Genomic DNA, 17,431 nt, shown 5'->3' on the forward strand with positions numbered 1-17,431 from the left:
TCGTTCACCTCTTTTTTTCAGGTTCGATGTCGATGCCGGATTAGCCGACGACGATGTTAACCAGCTTGCCTTTCACGACGATCAGCTTGCGAACGGTCTTGCCTGCAATCGCTTCTGCCACTTTATCTGACGCTTTCGCGATCCGTTCCATTTCCGCTTCGTCCGTATCGGCCGCGATGGAGATCCGATCCATGATCTTGCCGTTCACTTGCACGACGATCTCGACTTCTTGATCGACCGTCCAAGCTTCCTCGTAAGCCGGCCATGCTGCATAAGACAAGGCGTCGGTGCGGCCCAGCTTCGACCACAATTCCTCGGCGATATGCGGCGCCAGCGGCGACAGCATTTGCACGAACTGCTCCACGGCTTCGCGCGGCAGCGAATCCGCTTTGTACGCGTCGTTCACGAAGATCATCAATTGGCTGATCGCCGTGTTGAAACGCAGGTTCTCGTAATCGTCCGTTACTTTCTTCACGGTGCGGTGCCATGTGCGCTTGAACGCATCCGCGGCGTCGCCGCCGATTTTCTCGCTCAGCTCGCCGTTGTCGCCGATGAACAAGCGCCATACGCGGCTAAGGAAACGGTACATGCCTTCTACGCCGTTCGTATTCCAAGGCTTCGTTGCCTCCAGCGGGCCCATGAACATTTCGTACATGCGCAGCGTATCCGCGCCGTACTCGTTCACGATATCGTCCGGATTAATGACGTTGCCGCGGGATTTACTCATCTTCTCATTGTTCGTGCCGAGAATCATGCCTTGGTTGACCAGCTTGTGGAACGGCTCTTTCGTATCGACTACGCCGATATCGTAGAGCACCTTGTGCCAGAAACGCGCATAGAGCAAGTGAAGCACCGCATGCTCGGCGCCGCCGATATAGAGATCGACCGGAAGCCATTCGGCCTGCTTTTCTTTGGAGCAGAGCTCTTCGGCGTTATGCGGATCGATGAAGCGCAGGTAATACCAGCAGCTTCCTGCCCATTGCGGCATCGTGTTCGTCTCGCGGCGCGCGCGCATGCCTGTTTCGGGATCGACCGTCTCGACCCATTCCGTCACGTTGGCCAGCGGAGATTCGCCTGTGCCAGACGGCTTGATCTGTTCGACGTCCGGCAGCAGAAGCGGCAATTGATCGTCCGGAACCGGCTTCATCGTGCCGTCTTCCAAGTGAAGAATCGGGATCGGCTCGCCCCAATAGCGCTGACGGCTGAACAGCCAGTCGCGGAGACGATACGTTACTTTGCCTTGGCCTTTACCCTCTGCTTCCAGCCATTCAATCGCCTTCGCGATCGCTTCTTCCGTGCCGAGGCCGTCCAAGAAGCCCGAATTCACATGCGGTCCTTCGCCGGCGAACGCCGCTTCGCTCACGTTACCGCCCTGCACGACCTCGAGGATCGGCAGATCGAACTGCTTCGCGAACTCCCAGTCGCGCTCGTCATGGCCGGGAACCGCCATAATGGCGCCCGTCCCGTAGCCCGCAAGCACATAATCGGCAATCCAGATCGGCACGCGTACGCCGTTGATCGGATTGATCGCATAAGCGCCCGTGAATACGCCCGATTTGTCTTTGTTCAGGTCCGTACGCTCCAGATCGCTCTTGCGCGCAGCCGTCTCCTGATAGTCTTTCACCGCTGCTTGTTGTTCCGCCGTCGTAATCGCAGCCACCAGCTCATGCTCAGGCGCAAGCACGCAGTACGTAGCGCCGAACAGCGTATCCGGACGAGTCGTGAAGACGACGAGCGATGCATCGTGACCGTCGATCGCGAACGTCACTTCCGCGCCCGTGGATTTACCGATCCAGTTGCGCTGCATGTCCTTGATGCTCTCCGTCCAGTCGAGCTCTTCCAAGTCCTCGAGCAGGCGCTCTGCGTATTCCGTAATCCGAAGCACCCATTGGCGCATCGGTTTGCGGATGACCGGGTGATTGCCTCGTTCACTGAGGCCGTTAATAACCTCTTCGTTCGCCAATACCGTGCCAAGCGCCGGACACCAGTTGACCGGTACTTCCGCTACGTAAGCAAGCCCTTTATTGAACAGCTGGATGAAAATCCACTGCGTCCATTTGTAGTAATCCGGGTCCGTCGTGCTGAATTCGCGGTCCCAGTCGTACGAGAAGCCGAGCGATTTGATCTGGCGGCGGAAGTTGTTGATGTTCTTGACCGTAATCTCCCGCGGATGCTCGCCTGTATCGAGCGCATGCTGTTCCGCCGGCAATCCGAACGCATCCCAGCCCATCGGGTGAAGGACGTTGTAGCCGCGCATTCTTTTGTAACGCGAGACGATATCCGTCGCCGTGTAGCCTTCCGGATGTCCGACGTGAAGCCCTGCTCCGGACGGATACGGGAACATGTCGAGCGCGTAAAATTTCGGTTTGCCCGCGTCCTCCGTCGTCTTAAACGATTTGTTCTCATCCCAATGCTTCTGCCATTTCGGCTCGATAACGAGCGGGTTATAACCCTGCTGTTCCTGACGTTCCTGTGTCATAATCGATTTACCTCCCTGTTCTCTACCCTGTGCAAGCATGCCTGCATGCCGCAGAATGCAATAAAAAACCTCCCGCCCCCAGCGAAATCGCTAGGGACGAGAGGATTACGCTCCCGTGGTACCACCCTAGTTAACGGACGGTATTCTTTACCGCCGCTCACTCTATACCCTTAACGCGGGCGAAACGGCATGCTTCCCGAATCGGAGATTCGATCGCATGCGGCTCCAAGGCGAGTTCGCTTCACGTTGGTCCGGCTTCCACCACCCGCCGGCTCTCTAGTCCTAACGCTCCAAAGCTACTGCTCCTCTTCAACGCCATCTTTTCAATAGATAATTCGATTATATGGAACGTGTCGCGTCATGTCAAGGTTTGTAACGCCTACTGACCCTATAATACAACAAGCCGCCAAGCGGCGCTTGACGGCCATGCCTATGTCTGTCTGTTCATAACGTCTATGGATAGCTCCTATTCAAGCTGACAATTCAACCGTCACTTCACGGCGGCAAAAAACAACCGCTCCGTGTCGTTATCCGGCGATTCCAGCTTGAAGTCTCCGAATGCGTCCACCTTCGAGAAGCCGGTCGCCAGCAGGGCTTCCTTAATCCATTCCGCGTCATACGCGCGCTGAACATGCACTTCCTCGATACGCGCGAACGTTCCTCCGCGACCCCCGGAAGCTTCGGCGAAAATCGTCAACCGATGCTCGATTTCCATCCGCTCCTCATCCAGCTCGCTCGTCCAGATATACGCGACATCCGGCTCGTCCAGCACGAAAGGCTGCTCCTCCGCATAACGCTGCAGCGTTTGCGGCGCATGGACGTCGAACAGAAAGACGCCGCCCGGCTTCAACCCGGCGAATGTCGCCTGAAACGCGGCCAACACATCGTCTTCCTCGGTCAGATAGTTGATGCAGTCGCAGAACGAAATCACGCTGTCGGCAGGCTCGCCGATCTCCCATTCCGTCATATCCTGCTCCAGCCATGTCACCGTTCCGCCGATGACCGCATCGCCCTGCTTGCCGCGCCCGATCGTCAGCATATCGGATGAAAGGTCGATCCCGTATACCGTATAGCCCGCGCGAGCGAGCGGAATCGATACGCTGCCCGTGCCGCAGCCGAGATCGACGACGGTCGACGGTTTTCCGTACCGCTTCCAACAGGCCTCCGCGAATGCAAGCCATTCCCCATAAGGCATGTCCGCCATCAAGCGGTCATATACGGTTGCAAACTGCGTGTATGCTTCCATCACGCCGCCTCCTTACTCCGAAACGCCCGGTTTCGATGCCGGTGCCGGTTCAGCCGATGCCGCAGCGCCCTGCTCCGTCAGCTTCGTCCAGCTGCCTTCCTGCGTCACAAGCCCGTCGCGCATCAATTTACCCAGGGCACGCTTGAACGCGCCTTTGCTGATGCCGAACTTTTGCTTGATGATCTCGGCCTGCGTCTCGTCGGAGTACGGCATTCCGCCATTCGGACGTTCTTTCATAAACGCCAGAATCCGGTCGGAATCCTCCAAACGGCCGACTTCCTTGCGCTGGTTCATCGACAGGTTCACGCGTCCGTCCTCGCGGACGAACGTCACGCGCGCCTTCACGCGCTCGCCAAGCCGCAGCAGCCGCGTCCGCTCCTCCGCAGGAATGAAGCCGTATGCGCCGAAACCGAGCACGCCGCCGTCGATCATGACGAACGAGCCGATTTTGAGCGTCTTCGTGACCCAGCCTTCGACCCAAGTGTTGTGCCAGGAGCTCGGTGCGTTGAACGCAACCTCTGCCAGTTCTTCCTCGAACGCGACCTTCGCGACCAGACGGCCGATCTTGTCGTGGGCGAGGATAACATGCACCTCGTCGCCGCGTTTCGGACGCAGCTCCTTCAGCTCCGGCTGCTCCGACAACGGAAGCAGCAGCTGCCTGCCAAGCCCCATCTCCAGAAACGCGCCGATGCGCGGATGAAGGTCCGCAACGGCAAGACGAGCCACTTGTCCGAGCTGGATAAGCGGCTTCTTCATCGTAGCGGCGATGCGGTCCTCGGAATCGAAGAAGAGGAACACGTCATAGAATTGGCCGATTTGCGGGCGATGGCCGACAAGCTCGGTATAATGCATCAGCACTTCGTTCTCGCCGTCGGTCATAAAGTATCCGTAAGGCGAAACTTCACGCGCGATCTTCAAATTCATTGTCGTGCCGGCGATCAAAGTCATGCAAACTCCACGACCTTCGCATCCGACCAAAGTCGTTCGATACTGTAATATTCGCGTTCGTCCCGGTGGAATACGTGCACGACGACGTCGCCGATATCAACGAGCACCCATCTGCCGCTGTCCGCGCCTTCGATGCCGCGAACGCGAACGCCGCGCGATTCCGCCTGTTTGCGGATTTCCGTCGTGATCGCCTGAACTTGAACGTCCGAATTACCGTGACAAATAACGAAGTAATCCGCGACGAGCGAGATGTTCTGCAGATCGAGCGCGACGATATTCTGTGCTTTCTTATCTTCTGCCGCCGTTACGACCGCTTGCAGCAGTTCTTCAGAGCTAATTGTCATTGCCCAGCCTCCCGTAGTTGTGTAATCAAATCATTCCTTGCAGCAATGGTCAGCGGAAAGATCCGTTTGCCCTGCTGCAGCAAATATGAAATCGTCGAATCGAAGCCCGCGAGCAGCGCTTTTTCCAGACTATGCCCGGCCAGCTCCCGAATGTGATCGACACCCGGAAAATCCCGTCCCGGCTCCATATAGTCGGCCAAACAGACGATTTTGTCCATCAATGTCATGCTTTCGCGACCCGATGTATGATAGCGGATTGCATCCAAGACTTCGGCGTCGTTCACGCCGTAATCCCGTTCAGCGACGAATGCGCCGACCGGCGCATGCCATAGTTCTTTATCGTAGCGGAGCAGTTCTTCCGGAAGCCGCTGCTCCTTGATCATCGTTTCCATGCGTGCCGTCGGCCAATACTTCGCTACATCGTGAAGAATTGCCGCCTGCTCGGCCCGGACCGGATCGCCTTGAAACCGTTCCGCGAGCAGCACCGACGTTTCCATGACGCCGAGCGTGTGCTTCCAGCGCCGCTCCGGCATTTCCGCCTTGACGGCCTCCATCATCTCATACCGATTCATAGAGTCCGTTCCTCCGAATGAAAGAATGCACTTTCTCCGGCAGCAAGAACCGGATGGAACGTCCTGCGGCGACGCGATTCCGAATGGCGGTAGAGGAAATATCCATTAAAGGCATCTCGATGATCGTCAGCTTGTCGGCGATGAACGACGGAAGCTGCTCCAATTGGAACGTTTCCCCCGCCCTGGTGACGCCGATGAACGATACCATCCCCGCGAGCGCTTCGATCTCGTGCCATTGCGGCAGGTCGTTGACGCGGTCCGCGCCGATAATGATGCTGAACGAACGGTCGGGATACAGCTCGTGCAGCGCCTTGATCGTGTCGATCGTAAAGCTGGTGCCTTCCCGCTCCAATTCGATATCCATCGCACGGAAATGCGGCTGGAAGTCGATTGCCCGATACACCATCTCCAATCTCGACGCCCCGTCGGCCTGCGGTCCGCTGTCTTTCAAAGGCGGCTCACCCGACGGGAAAAACCATACTTCGTCCAAGCCGCACGTCTCCCTCGCGGTTTCGGCGGCAAGCAAATGTCCGTAATGAATGGGGTCGAACGTGCCGCCCATAAAGCCGACTTTAACCAATTGCCCGCAGCTCCTTCCGTTTCCAGCCTGACGAGCCCCTACTTAGGCAGCTCGATTGTCTTGTGGTCCTTCGATTCTTTGTACAGCACGATCGTCTTGCCAATGACCTGTACGAGCTCGGAGCCGGATTCCGCCGCTACCCACGCGCCTACTTCTTTCGGATCTTCGACGCTGTTGTTGAGCACGTTCACCTTGATAAGTTCGCGAATTTCGATTGCTTCTTCGATATGGCGGATCAAATTATCGTTCATGCCGCCCTTGCCGACTTGAAAAATCGGGTTCAAGTGATGCGCGAGCGAGCGCAGATGGCTTTTTTGCTTACCTGTCAACATAGTTTGTGTTCCTTCTCTCATGGTAATTAGGCTTTAGGACTGAAGCGCCGACAGCACCGTTTCGCGCATTGCCGCCGCGGGAGCCGGCTGCCCCGTCCAATATTCGAAGGCGTAAGCGCCTTGGTAAATAAACATGCCAAGTCCGCCGTGAATGAGGCAGCCTTGGGCTTTCGCCTCTTCCAGGAAGCGCGTCGTCAGCGGGTTGTAGATCAGATCGCTGGCGATGGTGCCCGGGCGAAGCCACGAACAGTCAAGCGGCGTTGCATCCACGTTCGGATACATGCCGATCGACGTCGTGTTAATGATAATGTCGCTATCCGCGCATGCGGCCTGCAGTTCATCCTGCCCGATCGCCCGAATGGAAGGGCCTTGGCCGCCGAACGCATCCGCCAGCTCCTGCGCGCGCGCGACGGTCCGGTTCGAAATCGTCACCGAGGCAACGCCTTCGCGGGCAAGGGCATAGAGAATGCCGCGCGTAGCTCCGCCCGCTCCGACGATAAGCACGCGCGCGCCCGACAAGTCGGATCTCGCTTCTTCCTTGAGCGACCGGACATAGCCGATGCCGTCCGTATTGTAGCCGGTCAATCGGCCGCCGTCGTTCACGATGGTGTTAACGGCTCCGATCGCCTGCGCGCTCTCGTGAATTTCATCCAGCAATGGCATGATGTCGAGCTTATGCGGAATCGTGACGTTCACGCCGCGAATGCCCATCGCCCGAACGCCGGCGACGAAATCGCCGAGCCGGTCAGCCGTGATATGAAACGCCGTATAGATCCCGTTGATGCCGCATTCCCGGAAGGCGCGGTTCATCATGATCGGCGACTTGGAGTGCCGAATCGGGTCTCCGATGACGCTGTAGAGCACCGTATGGCTGTCCACATTGTTGCCCATTCTTCCTGTCACTCTCCCCTAGACGTGATGAAGCGGTGGACTAAATGAGCGCATCGCGGGTCAGCACCCGGATCCCCTTCGGCGCATGAATGTCCACAAGCGCGCCGCTCGCGGCATTGACGTGAATCCAGCCGAGACCCGAGACGAAGATATCGGTGTCGGTTCCCCGGCGGATATTCAGCCGATGACGCGTCCATGCCGGCATATCGGCGAGCTGCTCCCGCGAAGGCGGAGCCAGCATTTCGCCTTTATGATCCGCGAACAGCTCGTCCGCGCGCTCCAGCTTGGTCCGATGCACCTGCAGCGCATTGGAAACATAGATCGAGAAGGATTGACGGTCCCCTTCGATAAAATCGAATCGGGCCAGCGCGCCGAAAAACAGCGTCTGACCGGCATTTAACTGATAGACGAGCTGCTTGATCGGCTTATCCGGCAGCAAGGCGCCGAGCACGTCGCGCGGCACGATCTCCGTCATCCGATGCCCGTAGACGATCCCCGGCGTATCGATGATCTCTTTGCCATCGTCCAGCGGGATATGGACCGCGTCCAGCGTCGTACCCGGATAGCGGGACGTGGTTAGCTCGCGTTCCAAGTCGCTGTAATCGCGGATCAGCCGGTTGATGAGCGTCGATTTGCCGACGTTCGTCGCACCGACGACATAGACATCGCGATCGCCGCGGTGTTTGCCGATCGCTTCAATGACGCGCTCGAAGCCGATATTGCGTTTGGCGGAGCAGAGCACGATGTCGACGACTTTCAAGCCTTCCGCCTTCGTCTGCTTCTGCACCCAATTGAGCAAGCGGTTCGGGTTGATGCCCTTCGGCAGCAAATCGATCTTGTTAACGACCAGCAGCACGGGGTTGTTCCCGACGAATCGCTGCAGTCCGGAAATCAAGCTGCCCTCGAAGTCGAACAGGTCGACGATATGGACAACGAGACTTTGCGTGCCGGCGATGCCGCCCAATAACCGCAGGAATTCGTCTTGGTCGATCGCGACCGATGCCGCTTCATTATAGTTCTTGATCCGGAAACAGCGCTGGCAAACAGGCGGTTCCTTCTCCAGTGCCGATGCCGGAATGTATCCGATCTTGTCCGATGCCTCGGTTTGCAGCTTGACGCCGCAGCCAGCGCACGACTTTACGCCTTCTTCTTGGTGCTTAATCATGAATTCCGTTCCTCCTCGGGCCATAGCCCTTTCTTCCGCAGACGGGACAGGGCGACTTTCTCAAGCATCCGATTGAAACGGGTCATGATGCCTTCATCGTCCGGCGCAATGGGTCTGACCAAAATCGTGAACAACCCCATCCGCCTGCCGCCGAGCACGTCCGTCATCATCTGATCGCCAATGACGGCTGTTTTCTCCGCCGGCAGGTCCAGTGCCTGCAATGCACGGATGAATGCCCTGTTGGCCGGCTTGCGCGCGGCATGGACGGACGCAATATTGAGCGGCTTCGCAAATTTGGAAACACGCGTTTCGTTATTGTTGGACACGATCACGACTTTAAAGCCGAGATCGCGCACGTCGTCGAGCCATTTGACAAGCTCAGGGGTCGCCAGGGGCACTCTCGCTCCGACGAGCGTATTGTCAAGATCGGTAATAATGCCGACGATGCCCTGCTCTTTCAAGGCATGCAAATTAATATCATAGATGGTATTGACGCGCATATGCGGCAACAGCCGTTCAAACATAGTTTCGACTCCTTCGGTTGCATAGGCGAGCAGTACGCTTATGAGCATGCTCATATATGCGCATGAGTACGACCAGCCTTTGGTTGCTATCACGCAAACTATACCATAAGTTGTGAATTTGTTGCAAAAAAGCCGGCACGGCGCTTGCGCACCCATGCCGGCCATCGGCGTCAGCCGATATGCTCGCGGATTTGCTTCATCGTGGCGGTTACCCGGTCCGCTTCCTCCTGGGTTATCGCCTGACTGCTGTACATCGCTTTCTCGAACGCATGCTGAACCAGGTTAAACTGAGGCTGCAGCGACGTGAGCCGTGCCGCCCAGCGGCCCATCGTTTCCCGCACCGTTTCGTTGGTTTCCACGTCCATCCCCTTCTTGCGGCAATGCTTGATCAAACGGTTCGTTTCCCTGACGACTCTGGCATTGACCGTATCCGGGCCGCCGCGATATCGGCGGAGCAGCACCGGAAACGCGCGATAAGCGTACACCGCGAACGCCAGTGCAAGCAGTCCTGCCGCCGACCAGAACATCCACGGCTTCACTTCGAAACCATTCGCCTCGTCGGCCGGGGCAACGGTCGTGCTGTCGTCCGTCACAGGATCCTGTTGTACGACCGGCGCCGGCTCGTCTTGCGGCAGCGCATACGGGAAGGAGAATCCCGGCGTCGCTTCGAACGGCAGCCAGCCGTAACCGTTGAAATACACTTCGACCCATGAATGCGCGTCCGCGTTGCGCACCGTATACGTGCCCGCTCCCTCCGGATTGGCGTTGCCGCCAGGACCTTGGAGCATCTGCATAATATCGGCGCTTGGCAGGCTTCCCGAGGAATAACCCTTTACCCAGCGGGTCGGAATACCCAGCGAACGCGACATGACCGCCAAAGAAGTAGAGAAGTAATCGCAATAGCCTTCCTTGATTTCGAACAAGAACGCGTCGACGAAATCCTTGCTCGATTTTCGGCTGAGATCCGGCGTGTTCGTGTACTGGTAGTTCTGCTGCAAATAGTCGATCAACATTCGAACTTTATCGTAAGGCGTCGCCGCATCCTTCGTTATTTGCTCGGCAAGGTTCTTGACCCTGTCCGGCATGTCCGGATACAGCTTCGTGTAGATCTCGCCCACGTCCTCTGACGCGGGTTTGACCGCTTCTCCGCTGCGAAGGGCGTTCTCGTCCAGCACCGGTACCTGCGATTCGATCGTGTAAGACTTCGGATAATGGACCGAGGCCGACTTCGGCATGCGAAGTTCCCAAGAATCGGGGAGCCAGCTCATAGCCGGAAACGCTTCCTTGCTGCCGTTGATCAGCGTGACCTTGGAGATCGGACCAGCGCCGAACAGAACGGGAAACTTGTCTTTGCGTTCCATGACGACCGTTTGACTGACGGTATCCGTCACCGTCGAGTCCGGGATGCCGTTCGCTTGAAGCGTTCGTCCGGAAACGATTGATTTCTGCGATTCCTCCAGCTTCTCGTCGGAAGACTCTACCCAGCCGCTGCCGTTATACTGTGCCCTCGTCTCGCCCCGCCAGTAGCTTCGCATCGTCGTCGTCACCGTCATGACAGGCGTGTAATCGAAGGTAAACCCGCCGCCAAGCACGCTGTCGTTGCGGCTATACCCGGAATGGGTATCGGCATTGTTCTTGCTGGCGGATACGACGATAGCCTTGTCTCCCACATAAGTAGTCACGGTCTCCCCGCGAGATTCCTTCCAGGCCGTGTAGGGATCCAACAGCACCGGCTTCACGGTCGGAACGAACAGTCCAGCCGCCATGACGAGCGTAAGAATGAAGAGAATCGGAACGAACAGGCTGAGCGGATATTCCAGCAGCTGCGCCCAGTTGTCCGGATGCCGTTCCTTGAAACGCGCGAAATGGCTGGCGACCAGCCATCCGAGACCGATGAATACGCTCCAGGCGATTTCTTCCCACAGATAGATCGGCGTGAAGATGGAATCCGCCACTGCGAGGGAAAGAATGGCCGCCCCGACAACCAGCAAAATGTAGCCCCGCTTGCGCCGAAGCAGCACGATGAGATGAAACACGGCCAGAATGCTAAGGCTGATCCATAGATACGGATTCACTTCTTCGAAATGATTGCCGATCCAATACATCCAATTCAAGAATTTCCTATGGCTGCCCACGAAGGGAAGCCACTCGAAATGGGTATAGGAGATGTTAAAGCCCACGACCGCGATCAGCTGCACGCCGATCGATACCGTCTTGGACGGAATGAGCAGGTTCGTCAAAACCGCGACGAGCAGGACTCCGTTCACGATCGCGAACGTCTCGCTCCACCAATAATCGCCTAGGCAGCGAATCCATTGATAGATTAATAAAGCCGCGAAAACGGCGGAAATTTTGCGATACATGCCATCAAGCAGCCAGTGAATCGCGATGCGTCGAATGGCGGTCATACCCGGCCTCCTTCCAACGCTTCGGGAAGCTCTTGCAGTTTGCCGATCGTATAGACAGTAAATCCGCTGCGACGGAGCAGGCGCAGCCACTCGCCGGAACGAATATCGCTGACCTTGCTGCCGCGAGTCTCTTCTTCGCGCTTCAAATGAACGAGCACCGGCACGACGCCCGACCGGCTCAGCCATTCCATCGCGCGGATCGTCTCCTCGCCGGTCTGCGGACTGACGATGATGACGAACGAGCCTCCTCCTGCGAGGGAGCCCGACTGGCGCAGCGCGCGGTACAGCGGCTGCTCGCCGTCGGCCTGGACGCGAACGAGATGCTTCAGCATCAGCTCGCGCTGATCGGCAGAAGCATTCGGCGCGTAGCCTTCATGCTTCGAGCCGACGGAGATCAGTCCGACGGCCGTCGACCGGCGAAAGCCGAAGTCGAGCAGCGAGGCCGCGGCGGAAACCGCAAGCTCGAACTGGCCTTTATTCTCGTATGCGCCCAGATAGCGATCCAGCATGACGATCATGCGCGGCAGCGATTCCCGTTCGAATTCCTTCGACTTCCATTGACCGGTCTTAGCCGTCGCGTTCCAATGGATGCGGGAGAGCCGGTCGCCGTAAATATATTCGCGGACGCCGTTGATCTGCGTCGTTTCCTTCGATGACGAACGCGAGGCGGACGTCGAGAACGGCCCTTTGAAGCCTCGCTGCATCTGCCGCCATTCGCGGATGGCCGCCGTGCGCGGATACACGCTGAACGGAATCGACGATTGGAAGGTCCCCTTGTGCTCGAACAAGCCGAAGATATCGCGCGTGGAGCATTCCGTCGATTCGAAATGATAAACGCCTCGCTCGAGCGGCGGCGTCATGTAGTTGATCGTTCCCGCCCGACGGTAGTTCGGCACGAACGAAGCTTCGAACGGGACGGAATTGCCGTTCTGGGCGACGAGCCGATCGCGGACGAGCACATACGGGATCGGCCAAATGCCGGGGAGCTGCACATCGATATTCACTTCGAGCCGCGTTCCCGCGACGAGCGCCTGTTCCGTCAGCGTGCTCGCGCCGTTGTTCAGCCTGCGTTCGCCGGATACCTGGGCGATGCCGCTCCAGCGGCCGAATACCAAATAAACGAGCAGCACGTTGAAGATGCAGAACAGCATCAGCGACGTTTTGCCGCCTTGAAACAGCACGAACAGCAATGAGGCTATATAGAGAAATCCGATCAGCCGCCACCTGAATATCGTCGCTTTCGCCGTCAACATAGGCGTTAACGCTCCATTCGGACGGGTACGCTCGTTTCACGGACGACCGCCTGCACGACATCCTCCGCCGTGAGGCCGTTCATTCGGGACTCCGTGTGCATAATAATCCGATGCGCCAGCACCGGAGAGGCCAGCTGCTTGATATCGTCGGGAATAACGTAGTCGCGTTCCTGCAGGTACGCGCTCGCCCTGGCGGCCGCCGTCAGCGAAATCGCCGCCCGCGGGCTCGCCCCGAGCTGAACGCCGCTGTGCTCGCGCGTGGCGCGGATGATGCGGATGATATAATCCGCCACGGCATTGTCGAGATGAACCCGCTTTACGTCCTCCATCATGAGCGCTACCTGCGCGGAAGTAGCGACGGCCTCCAGCGACTCCGCGGGCGAAGTGGCATTCGGCGAAACGATCATTTGACGTTCGGTAGCCGCGTCGGGATATCCGAGCGAAATTTTCATCATGAAACGATCCAGCTGCGCTTCGGGCAGCGAGTACGTGCCGTCGAATTCGATCGGGTTCTGGGTGGCGATGAGCGTGAACGGCACAGGCAGGTCATACGTGTCGCCGTCTACCGTCACATGGCGTTCTTCCATCGCTTCCAGCAGCGCGGACTGCGTCTTCGTCGTCGCGCGGTTGATCTCGTCGACGAGGACCAGGTTCGCCATTACGGGACCGGGGCGAAATAGAAACGTCTCATGCTTCGGGTGGTAAATCGCTACGCCAGTTATATCTGAAGGCAGCAGGTCGGGGTTGCACTGAATGCGGCGGAACTGCCCGCCGATCGTGCGCGACAGCGCCTTCACGAGTTGTGTTTTGCCCGTTCCCGGGACATCTTCGATAAGGACATGGCCGCCGGCCAGAAGCGCCGTTAACAGCCGCTCGATTTCGGAACGTTTCCCGAGGATGCAGCTTTCTAGATTGCGGCGGATTTCATTGCTTAACCGGTATTCCGCTGTACGAGTCTCCATGAACATTCCTCCCGGAAAAATGCAAGATATAAGTGCTGCGTCTAGGAGTCTGTCCGATGCCGGCAGTCGAAGGTATAACGAGGCCCAATGACCGGATTCATGCAGCGTAAGCGGTATAAATCCAGTAATTGGGCATGTACAAAAGCAGCTTCTTCGGGCAGGCTCCTGATCCTATTATTTTACAGAAAATACATTCTCCCGTATAGGCGCATAACCGCCAAAAAAAATTGGAGATTCCCACAGAGGGAATCTCCAATGCCGCGCTTGCGTTATAGGTGAAGCTATCCTTTCGGCCTGACTGCAATTGCCGCCAGGAACGAGAAAATGATCGCCGCGGATATGCCCGCGCTCGTAATGTCGAAGATCCCCGTAATGATCCCGATCCATCCGTCGCGATGAAGCTCCGTCAGCGCCCCGTGAACGAGCGCGTTGCCGAAGCTGGTAATCGGAACCGTCGCCCCGGCTCCGGCGAACTTGATGAGCGGATCGTACCAGCCGATGCCGTCCACGACCGCTCCCGCCACTACGAGCGATGCCATCGTATGCGCCGGCGTCAGCTTCGCCACGTCGAACAACAGCTGGCCGATCAGGCAGATGCCGCCGCCCACGATAAAAGCCCACAAATAAATCATGCTGCCATGCTCCCTTCCTCTTGTTATTGATGCATCGGACTTTCAAGCGCAACGGCGTGGGCGATGCAAGGTATCGACTCTCCCTGCTGATAAGACAACGGCGACAAGAGCGCGCCCGTCGCGCAGACGAGAATCCGTTTCAACTCGCCCTTCTGCAGCCGTTTCAACAGATGGCCGTAGGTGACGACGGCGGAGCTGCCGCAGCCGCTCCCTCCCGCCTGCACCTTCTGATTCTGCACATCGTAAACCATCAGCCCGCAATCGCCGAAGACCGTATCCTCCATCGGAACGCCGTCTCTGGCAAACAAATCTTTGGCGATGGCGTGGCCGACAGTGGCTAGATCCCCCGTGACGATGAGGTCGTAATCCTTCGGCTGCCTGCCGGTATCGTTGAAATGCGCGGTCAGCGTATCAACCGCCGCCGGGGCCATCGCCGCACCCATATTGAACGGGTCCGTGATGCCCAAATCGACGATCTTGCCGATCGTCGCGCATTCCACGACCGGCCCTTCGCCATCCGGCGCCACGACGACCGCCCCCGCGCCGGTAACGGTGTATTGCGCGGTAGGCGGCTTCTGCGCGCCGTATTCCGTCGGGTAGCGGAACTGTTTCTCCGCCGTACAGTTGTGGCTGCACGTTCCCGCAAGCACGTATTGACCGGAACCGGAATTGACGATCAGGGACGCGAGCGCGAGCGACTCCATGGAGGTCGAGCAGGCGCCGAATACGCCAAGGTACGGCGCGCCGATCGTCCTTGCCGCGAAGCTGTTGCTGATGATTTGGTTCATCAGATCGCCGCCGACGTAAAACTGCAGCTGCTGCTTGTTGACCTTGGCCTTCTCCAGCGCCATCTCGGACGCTTGCTCCAGCAGGAGGCGCTCCGCTTTCTCCCAGCTCTTCTGCTGCATGTCCAGCTCCGGATGAACGAGGTCGAAGTCGGCGGCGAGCGGTCCGTCCCCCTCGTCGGGTCCGACGACCGTCGCCGCGCCGATGATGACGGGCCGTTTATCGAACCACCATGTTTGTTTGCCGCGCAGCATGTCAGTGTCCTCCGATTCCGAAGATTAAATAGACCAAACCGACGAAGAAAGCCGCGACGACGCCGAATACGATAACCGAGCCCGCCAGCTTGAACATATTGGCGCCAACGCCGAGCACGAGTCCCTCGCTCCGATGCTCGAGCGCAGCGGAACACATGGAATTGGCGAAACCCGTTACGGGAACGGCCGTGCCCGCTCCGGCCCACTGCGCGATTTTATCGTAGACGCCGAGGCAGGTCAGAATGACGGATATGAGAATCAACACGGCGACCGTCGGATTACCCGCAGCCGTCCGCGACATATGGAGGCCGTAAATAAACACTTCGGATATGGCTTGTCCCAAGATGCAGATCAAGCCGCCGACGAGGAAAGCCCGGACGCAATTGGCAAAAATCGACCTGGACGGTTCCCTTGTTTTGGCATAGTTTTGGTATTCTTTAGGCGACATTGTCATCTTCTTGTATTTGTTCTGTCCAGCGCTCTTCGTTGCGATGATCGTGCCCTCCTCTTGTTCATTTGCTTGAAGTATGTGTCAAATCAGAGCGGCTTATGCCATTCCGGAAAATCTGGCCGGGGCGCCTGCCGATCGGTTTCTCTCGGCAATCACGAGCCTTCGGCAGACAGCACGAAGAGCGCTCGCAAGAGTTGCGAACGCTCCGGACAGCGACTGATGGATACGCGCTGCCCTGCTCAATTTACAGCAGAATCGCAACGAACAGCAGAACGACAAGCAGAATGAACAAGATCAGCACCAGCAGGGCGAAATCGTAAACGCTTTTAACTCCCCATAGCATGACGGAAACTCCTCTCGGCCAAGGTGATGCGGCTGTCGCCGTCTGTTAACGGCGCGGCGCGTTACGGGATAGGCTTCTGCTGTATGTTTATGCGGACAAATGCGGATGCGAGCGTTGTCCTGCGGCATTTCGTTGCACGAACGGGACGGCATGACGGGAACGCCTATCCGGAACGCCGGACGATGAGCCTTGCGGCAAGGATGATCTTCTCCGGCTGCGCCTCGGGCTGCAGCAGCTTGCGCGCGAATGCCTCGACCGCTCGTATGCCGAGCGTTTCCTTTGCCAGGTCTACCGTTGTCAGCGGCACTGCCGCCTTCATGCCTGCAGCGGTATTGTCGATGCCGACGACCCGAACGCTGTCTTGCAAGTTCCGATTCCGCAGAAGCTCCAGCAATTGCAGCGCCAGATCGTCGTTCGCGCAAACGAATCCGTCCGGCAGCCCCTCTTCTATCGCCGCTTCCAGCTTGCGTCCCATTGCCGCCTGGCAGGCAGACAGGGCTACGCTGCCATAGGGTACCGTCCATTTCTTAAGCTGCACGGGATTCGCGTCCGCGCCGCCGCGCTTGGACCCACTCGATTCCTTGAAATCGTCCAGCGCCTGCCGGCAGCCCCACCAGCGCTCCCTGAAGCTGACGGCAAAGCTGTCGCGTCCGATGAAGACGATGCGGCGGCATCCTTGCGAAAGCAAGTGACGGCAAGCCATGCGCCCGGCTTCGGCATTGGCATTCAGAACCGCATCCGCGCCGATCAGCGGTTCTTCGTGATCCGCCAGTACAATCGGCAAGCCAAGCCGCTTAAGGCGCAGCAGCATGCCGAGCGGGCATTTGCCCGCTATGATGAACCCGGCTGCCGCAGGAACGGTATCCGGATCGGCGTTCACGCCGCCTCCCGGAACGAGCTCCGGGGCATTCGACTCTTCCGCCCCGAATGTGAAAAATTTCGGCTGCAGTCCCTGCAGCCGGCAGCCGGCCTCAAGCCCTTCCCGCACCCGCAGCCAGAAGCTTGGCTCCTGGTCGTGACTCTCGTCCAGTCCGATGAAGACCAGCTTCTCCTCCAGGATCTCTTTATCCCCGCTTGCAGACGGTTTGATTGTATAGCCCAACGCGCCGGCTAATGCCGTTACTTCCCTGCGAGTCGCTTCGCTGACGCCGGGCTTGCCTGCGAGCGCCTGCGACACGGTATATTTGGACACGCCAAGCCGGTCGGCGAGCTGCTGCATCGATATTTTTCGGGCCATTGAAGGCGCCTCCTTTCATCTAAA

At 58.1% G+C, this 17,431-nt stretch carries 17 protein-coding genes and 1 other annotated feature; all 17 genes read right to left on the reverse strand.

Going from position 1 to position 17,431, the window contains the following annotated elements:
* Positions 1 to 40 precede the first annotated feature (40 nt).
* The 17 genes from leuS to GZH47_RS06300 all read right to left on the reverse strand — a co-directional run bounded on the left by leuS (position 41) and on the right by GZH47_RS06300 (position 17,407).
* Positions 41 to 2,479 (reverse strand): leucine--tRNA ligase, encoded by a 2,439-nt coding sequence (gene leuS, locus GZH47_RS06220; protein WP_162639208.1) that lies wholly within the window; start codon positions 2,477 to 2,479, stop codon positions 41 to 43.
* Between the two features lie 89 nt (positions 2,480 to 2,568).
* Positions 2,569 to 2,801 (reverse strand) — a binding site (T-box leader).
* 168 nt (positions 2,802 to 2,969) lie between these two features.
* Complete coding sequence (locus tag GZH47_RS06225; protein ID WP_162639210.1) at positions 2,970 to 3,725, reverse strand: class I SAM-dependent DNA methyltransferase; 756 nt, start codon at positions 3,723 to 3,725, stop codon at positions 2,970 to 2,972.
* A gap of 12 nt (positions 3,726 to 3,737) precedes the next feature.
* Positions 3,738 to 4,673 carry a CvfB family protein gene (locus GZH47_RS06230; protein ID WP_162639212.1) on the reverse strand — a complete coding sequence of 312 codons (936 nt, stop codon included), beginning with the start codon at positions 4,671 to 4,673 and terminating at the stop codon, positions 3,738 to 3,740.
* The gene (rsfS, locus tag GZH47_RS06235) at positions 4,670 to 5,017 is read right to left on the reverse strand and encodes a ribosome silencing factor (protein ID WP_162639214.1); all 348 of its coding nucleotides are present in this window, start codon (positions 5,015 to 5,017) and stop codon (positions 4,670 to 4,672) included. Before rsfS ends, GZH47_RS06230 begins: the two co-directional genes overlap by 4 nt.
* On the reverse strand, positions 5,014 to 5,589 hold the full coding sequence (yqeK, locus tag GZH47_RS06240; protein WP_162639216.1) for a bis(5'-nucleosyl)-tetraphosphatase (symmetrical) YqeK: 576 nt from the start codon (positions 5,587 to 5,589) through the stop codon (positions 5,014 to 5,016). Before yqeK ends, rsfS begins: the two co-directional genes overlap by 4 nt.
* Entirely contained in the window at positions 5,576 to 6,151 is a 576-nt protein-coding gene (gene nadD / locus GZH47_RS06245; RefSeq protein WP_162645098.1) for a nicotinate-nucleotide adenylyltransferase, read from the reverse strand. Before nadD ends, yqeK begins: the two co-directional genes overlap by 14 nt.
* 56 nt (positions 6,152 to 6,207) lie before the next feature.
* Positions 6,208 to 6,501 carry a ribosome assembly RNA-binding protein YhbY gene (gene yhbY, locus GZH47_RS06250; RefSeq protein ID WP_162639218.1) on the reverse strand — a complete coding sequence of 98 codons (294 nt, stop codon included), beginning with the start codon at positions 6,499 to 6,501 and terminating at the stop codon, positions 6,208 to 6,210.
* Positions 6,502 to 6,534: 33 nt separating this feature from the next.
* Positions 6,535 to 7,392: a shikimate dehydrogenase gene (gene aroE / locus GZH47_RS06255; RefSeq protein WP_162639220.1), complete on the reverse strand. Its 858-nt coding sequence runs from the start codon at positions 7,390 to 7,392 to the stop codon at positions 6,535 to 6,537.
* A 40-nt stretch (positions 7,393 to 7,432) separates the two neighbouring features.
* Positions 7,433 to 8,557, reverse strand: a complete 1,125-nt coding sequence (gene yqeH / locus GZH47_RS06260; protein ID WP_162639222.1) for a ribosome biogenesis GTPase YqeH — start codon at positions 8,555 to 8,557, stop codon at positions 7,433 to 7,435.
* Positions 8,554 to 9,129 (reverse strand): YqeG family HAD IIIA-type phosphatase, encoded by a 576-nt coding sequence (locus GZH47_RS06265; protein ID WP_404823763.1) that lies wholly within the window; start codon positions 9,127 to 9,129, stop codon positions 8,554 to 8,556. Before GZH47_RS06265 ends, yqeH begins: the two co-directional genes overlap by 4 nt.
* A gap of 122 nt (positions 9,130 to 9,251) precedes the next feature.
* On the reverse strand, positions 9,252 to 11,489 hold the full coding sequence (locus GZH47_RS06270; RefSeq protein ID WP_162639225.1) for a transglutaminase TgpA family protein: 2,238 nt from the start codon (positions 11,487 to 11,489) through the stop codon (positions 9,252 to 9,254).
* On the reverse strand, positions 11,486 to 12,742 hold the full coding sequence (locus GZH47_RS06275) for a DUF58 domain-containing protein (protein WP_162639227.1): 1,257 nt from the start codon (positions 12,740 to 12,742) through the stop codon (positions 11,486 to 11,488). Before GZH47_RS06275 ends, GZH47_RS06270 begins: the two co-directional genes overlap by 4 nt.
* A 5-nt stretch (positions 12,743 to 12,747) precedes the next feature.
* The gene (locus GZH47_RS06280; RefSeq protein WP_162639229.1) at positions 12,748 to 13,704 is read right to left on the reverse strand and encodes an AAA family ATPase; all 957 of its coding nucleotides are present in this window, start codon (positions 13,702 to 13,704) and stop codon (positions 12,748 to 12,750) included.
* 281 nt (positions 13,705 to 13,985) lie between these two features.
* A complete protein-coding gene (gene spoVAE, locus GZH47_RS06285) occupies positions 13,986 to 14,336 on the reverse strand; it encodes a stage V sporulation protein AE (protein WP_162639230.1) in 351 nt (116 codons plus the stop codon).
* Between the two features lie 23 nt (positions 14,337 to 14,359).
* Complete coding sequence (gene spoVAD / locus GZH47_RS06290; RefSeq protein WP_162639231.1) at positions 14,360 to 15,376, reverse strand: stage V sporulation protein AD; 1,017 nt, start codon at positions 15,374 to 15,376, stop codon at positions 14,360 to 14,362.
* A 1-nt stretch (position 15,377) separates the two neighbouring features.
* The gene (gene spoVAC, locus GZH47_RS06295; RefSeq protein ID WP_162639232.1) at positions 15,378 to 15,830 is read right to left on the reverse strand and encodes a stage V sporulation protein AC; all 453 of its coding nucleotides are present in this window, start codon (positions 15,828 to 15,830) and stop codon (positions 15,378 to 15,380) included.
* A 503-nt stretch (positions 15,831 to 16,333) separates the two neighbouring features.
* Entirely contained in the window at positions 16,334 to 17,407 is a 1,074-nt protein-coding gene (locus tag GZH47_RS06300) for a LacI family DNA-binding transcriptional regulator (RefSeq protein WP_162639233.1), read from the reverse strand.
* Positions 17,408 to 17,431 lie beyond the last annotated feature (24 nt).

The sequence above is a fragment of the Paenibacillus rhizovicinus genome, from assembly GCF_010365285.1.
GTDB classification, from domain to species: domain Bacteria; phylum Bacillota; class Bacilli; order Paenibacillales; family Paenibacillaceae; genus Paenibacillus_Z; species Paenibacillus_Z rhizovicinus.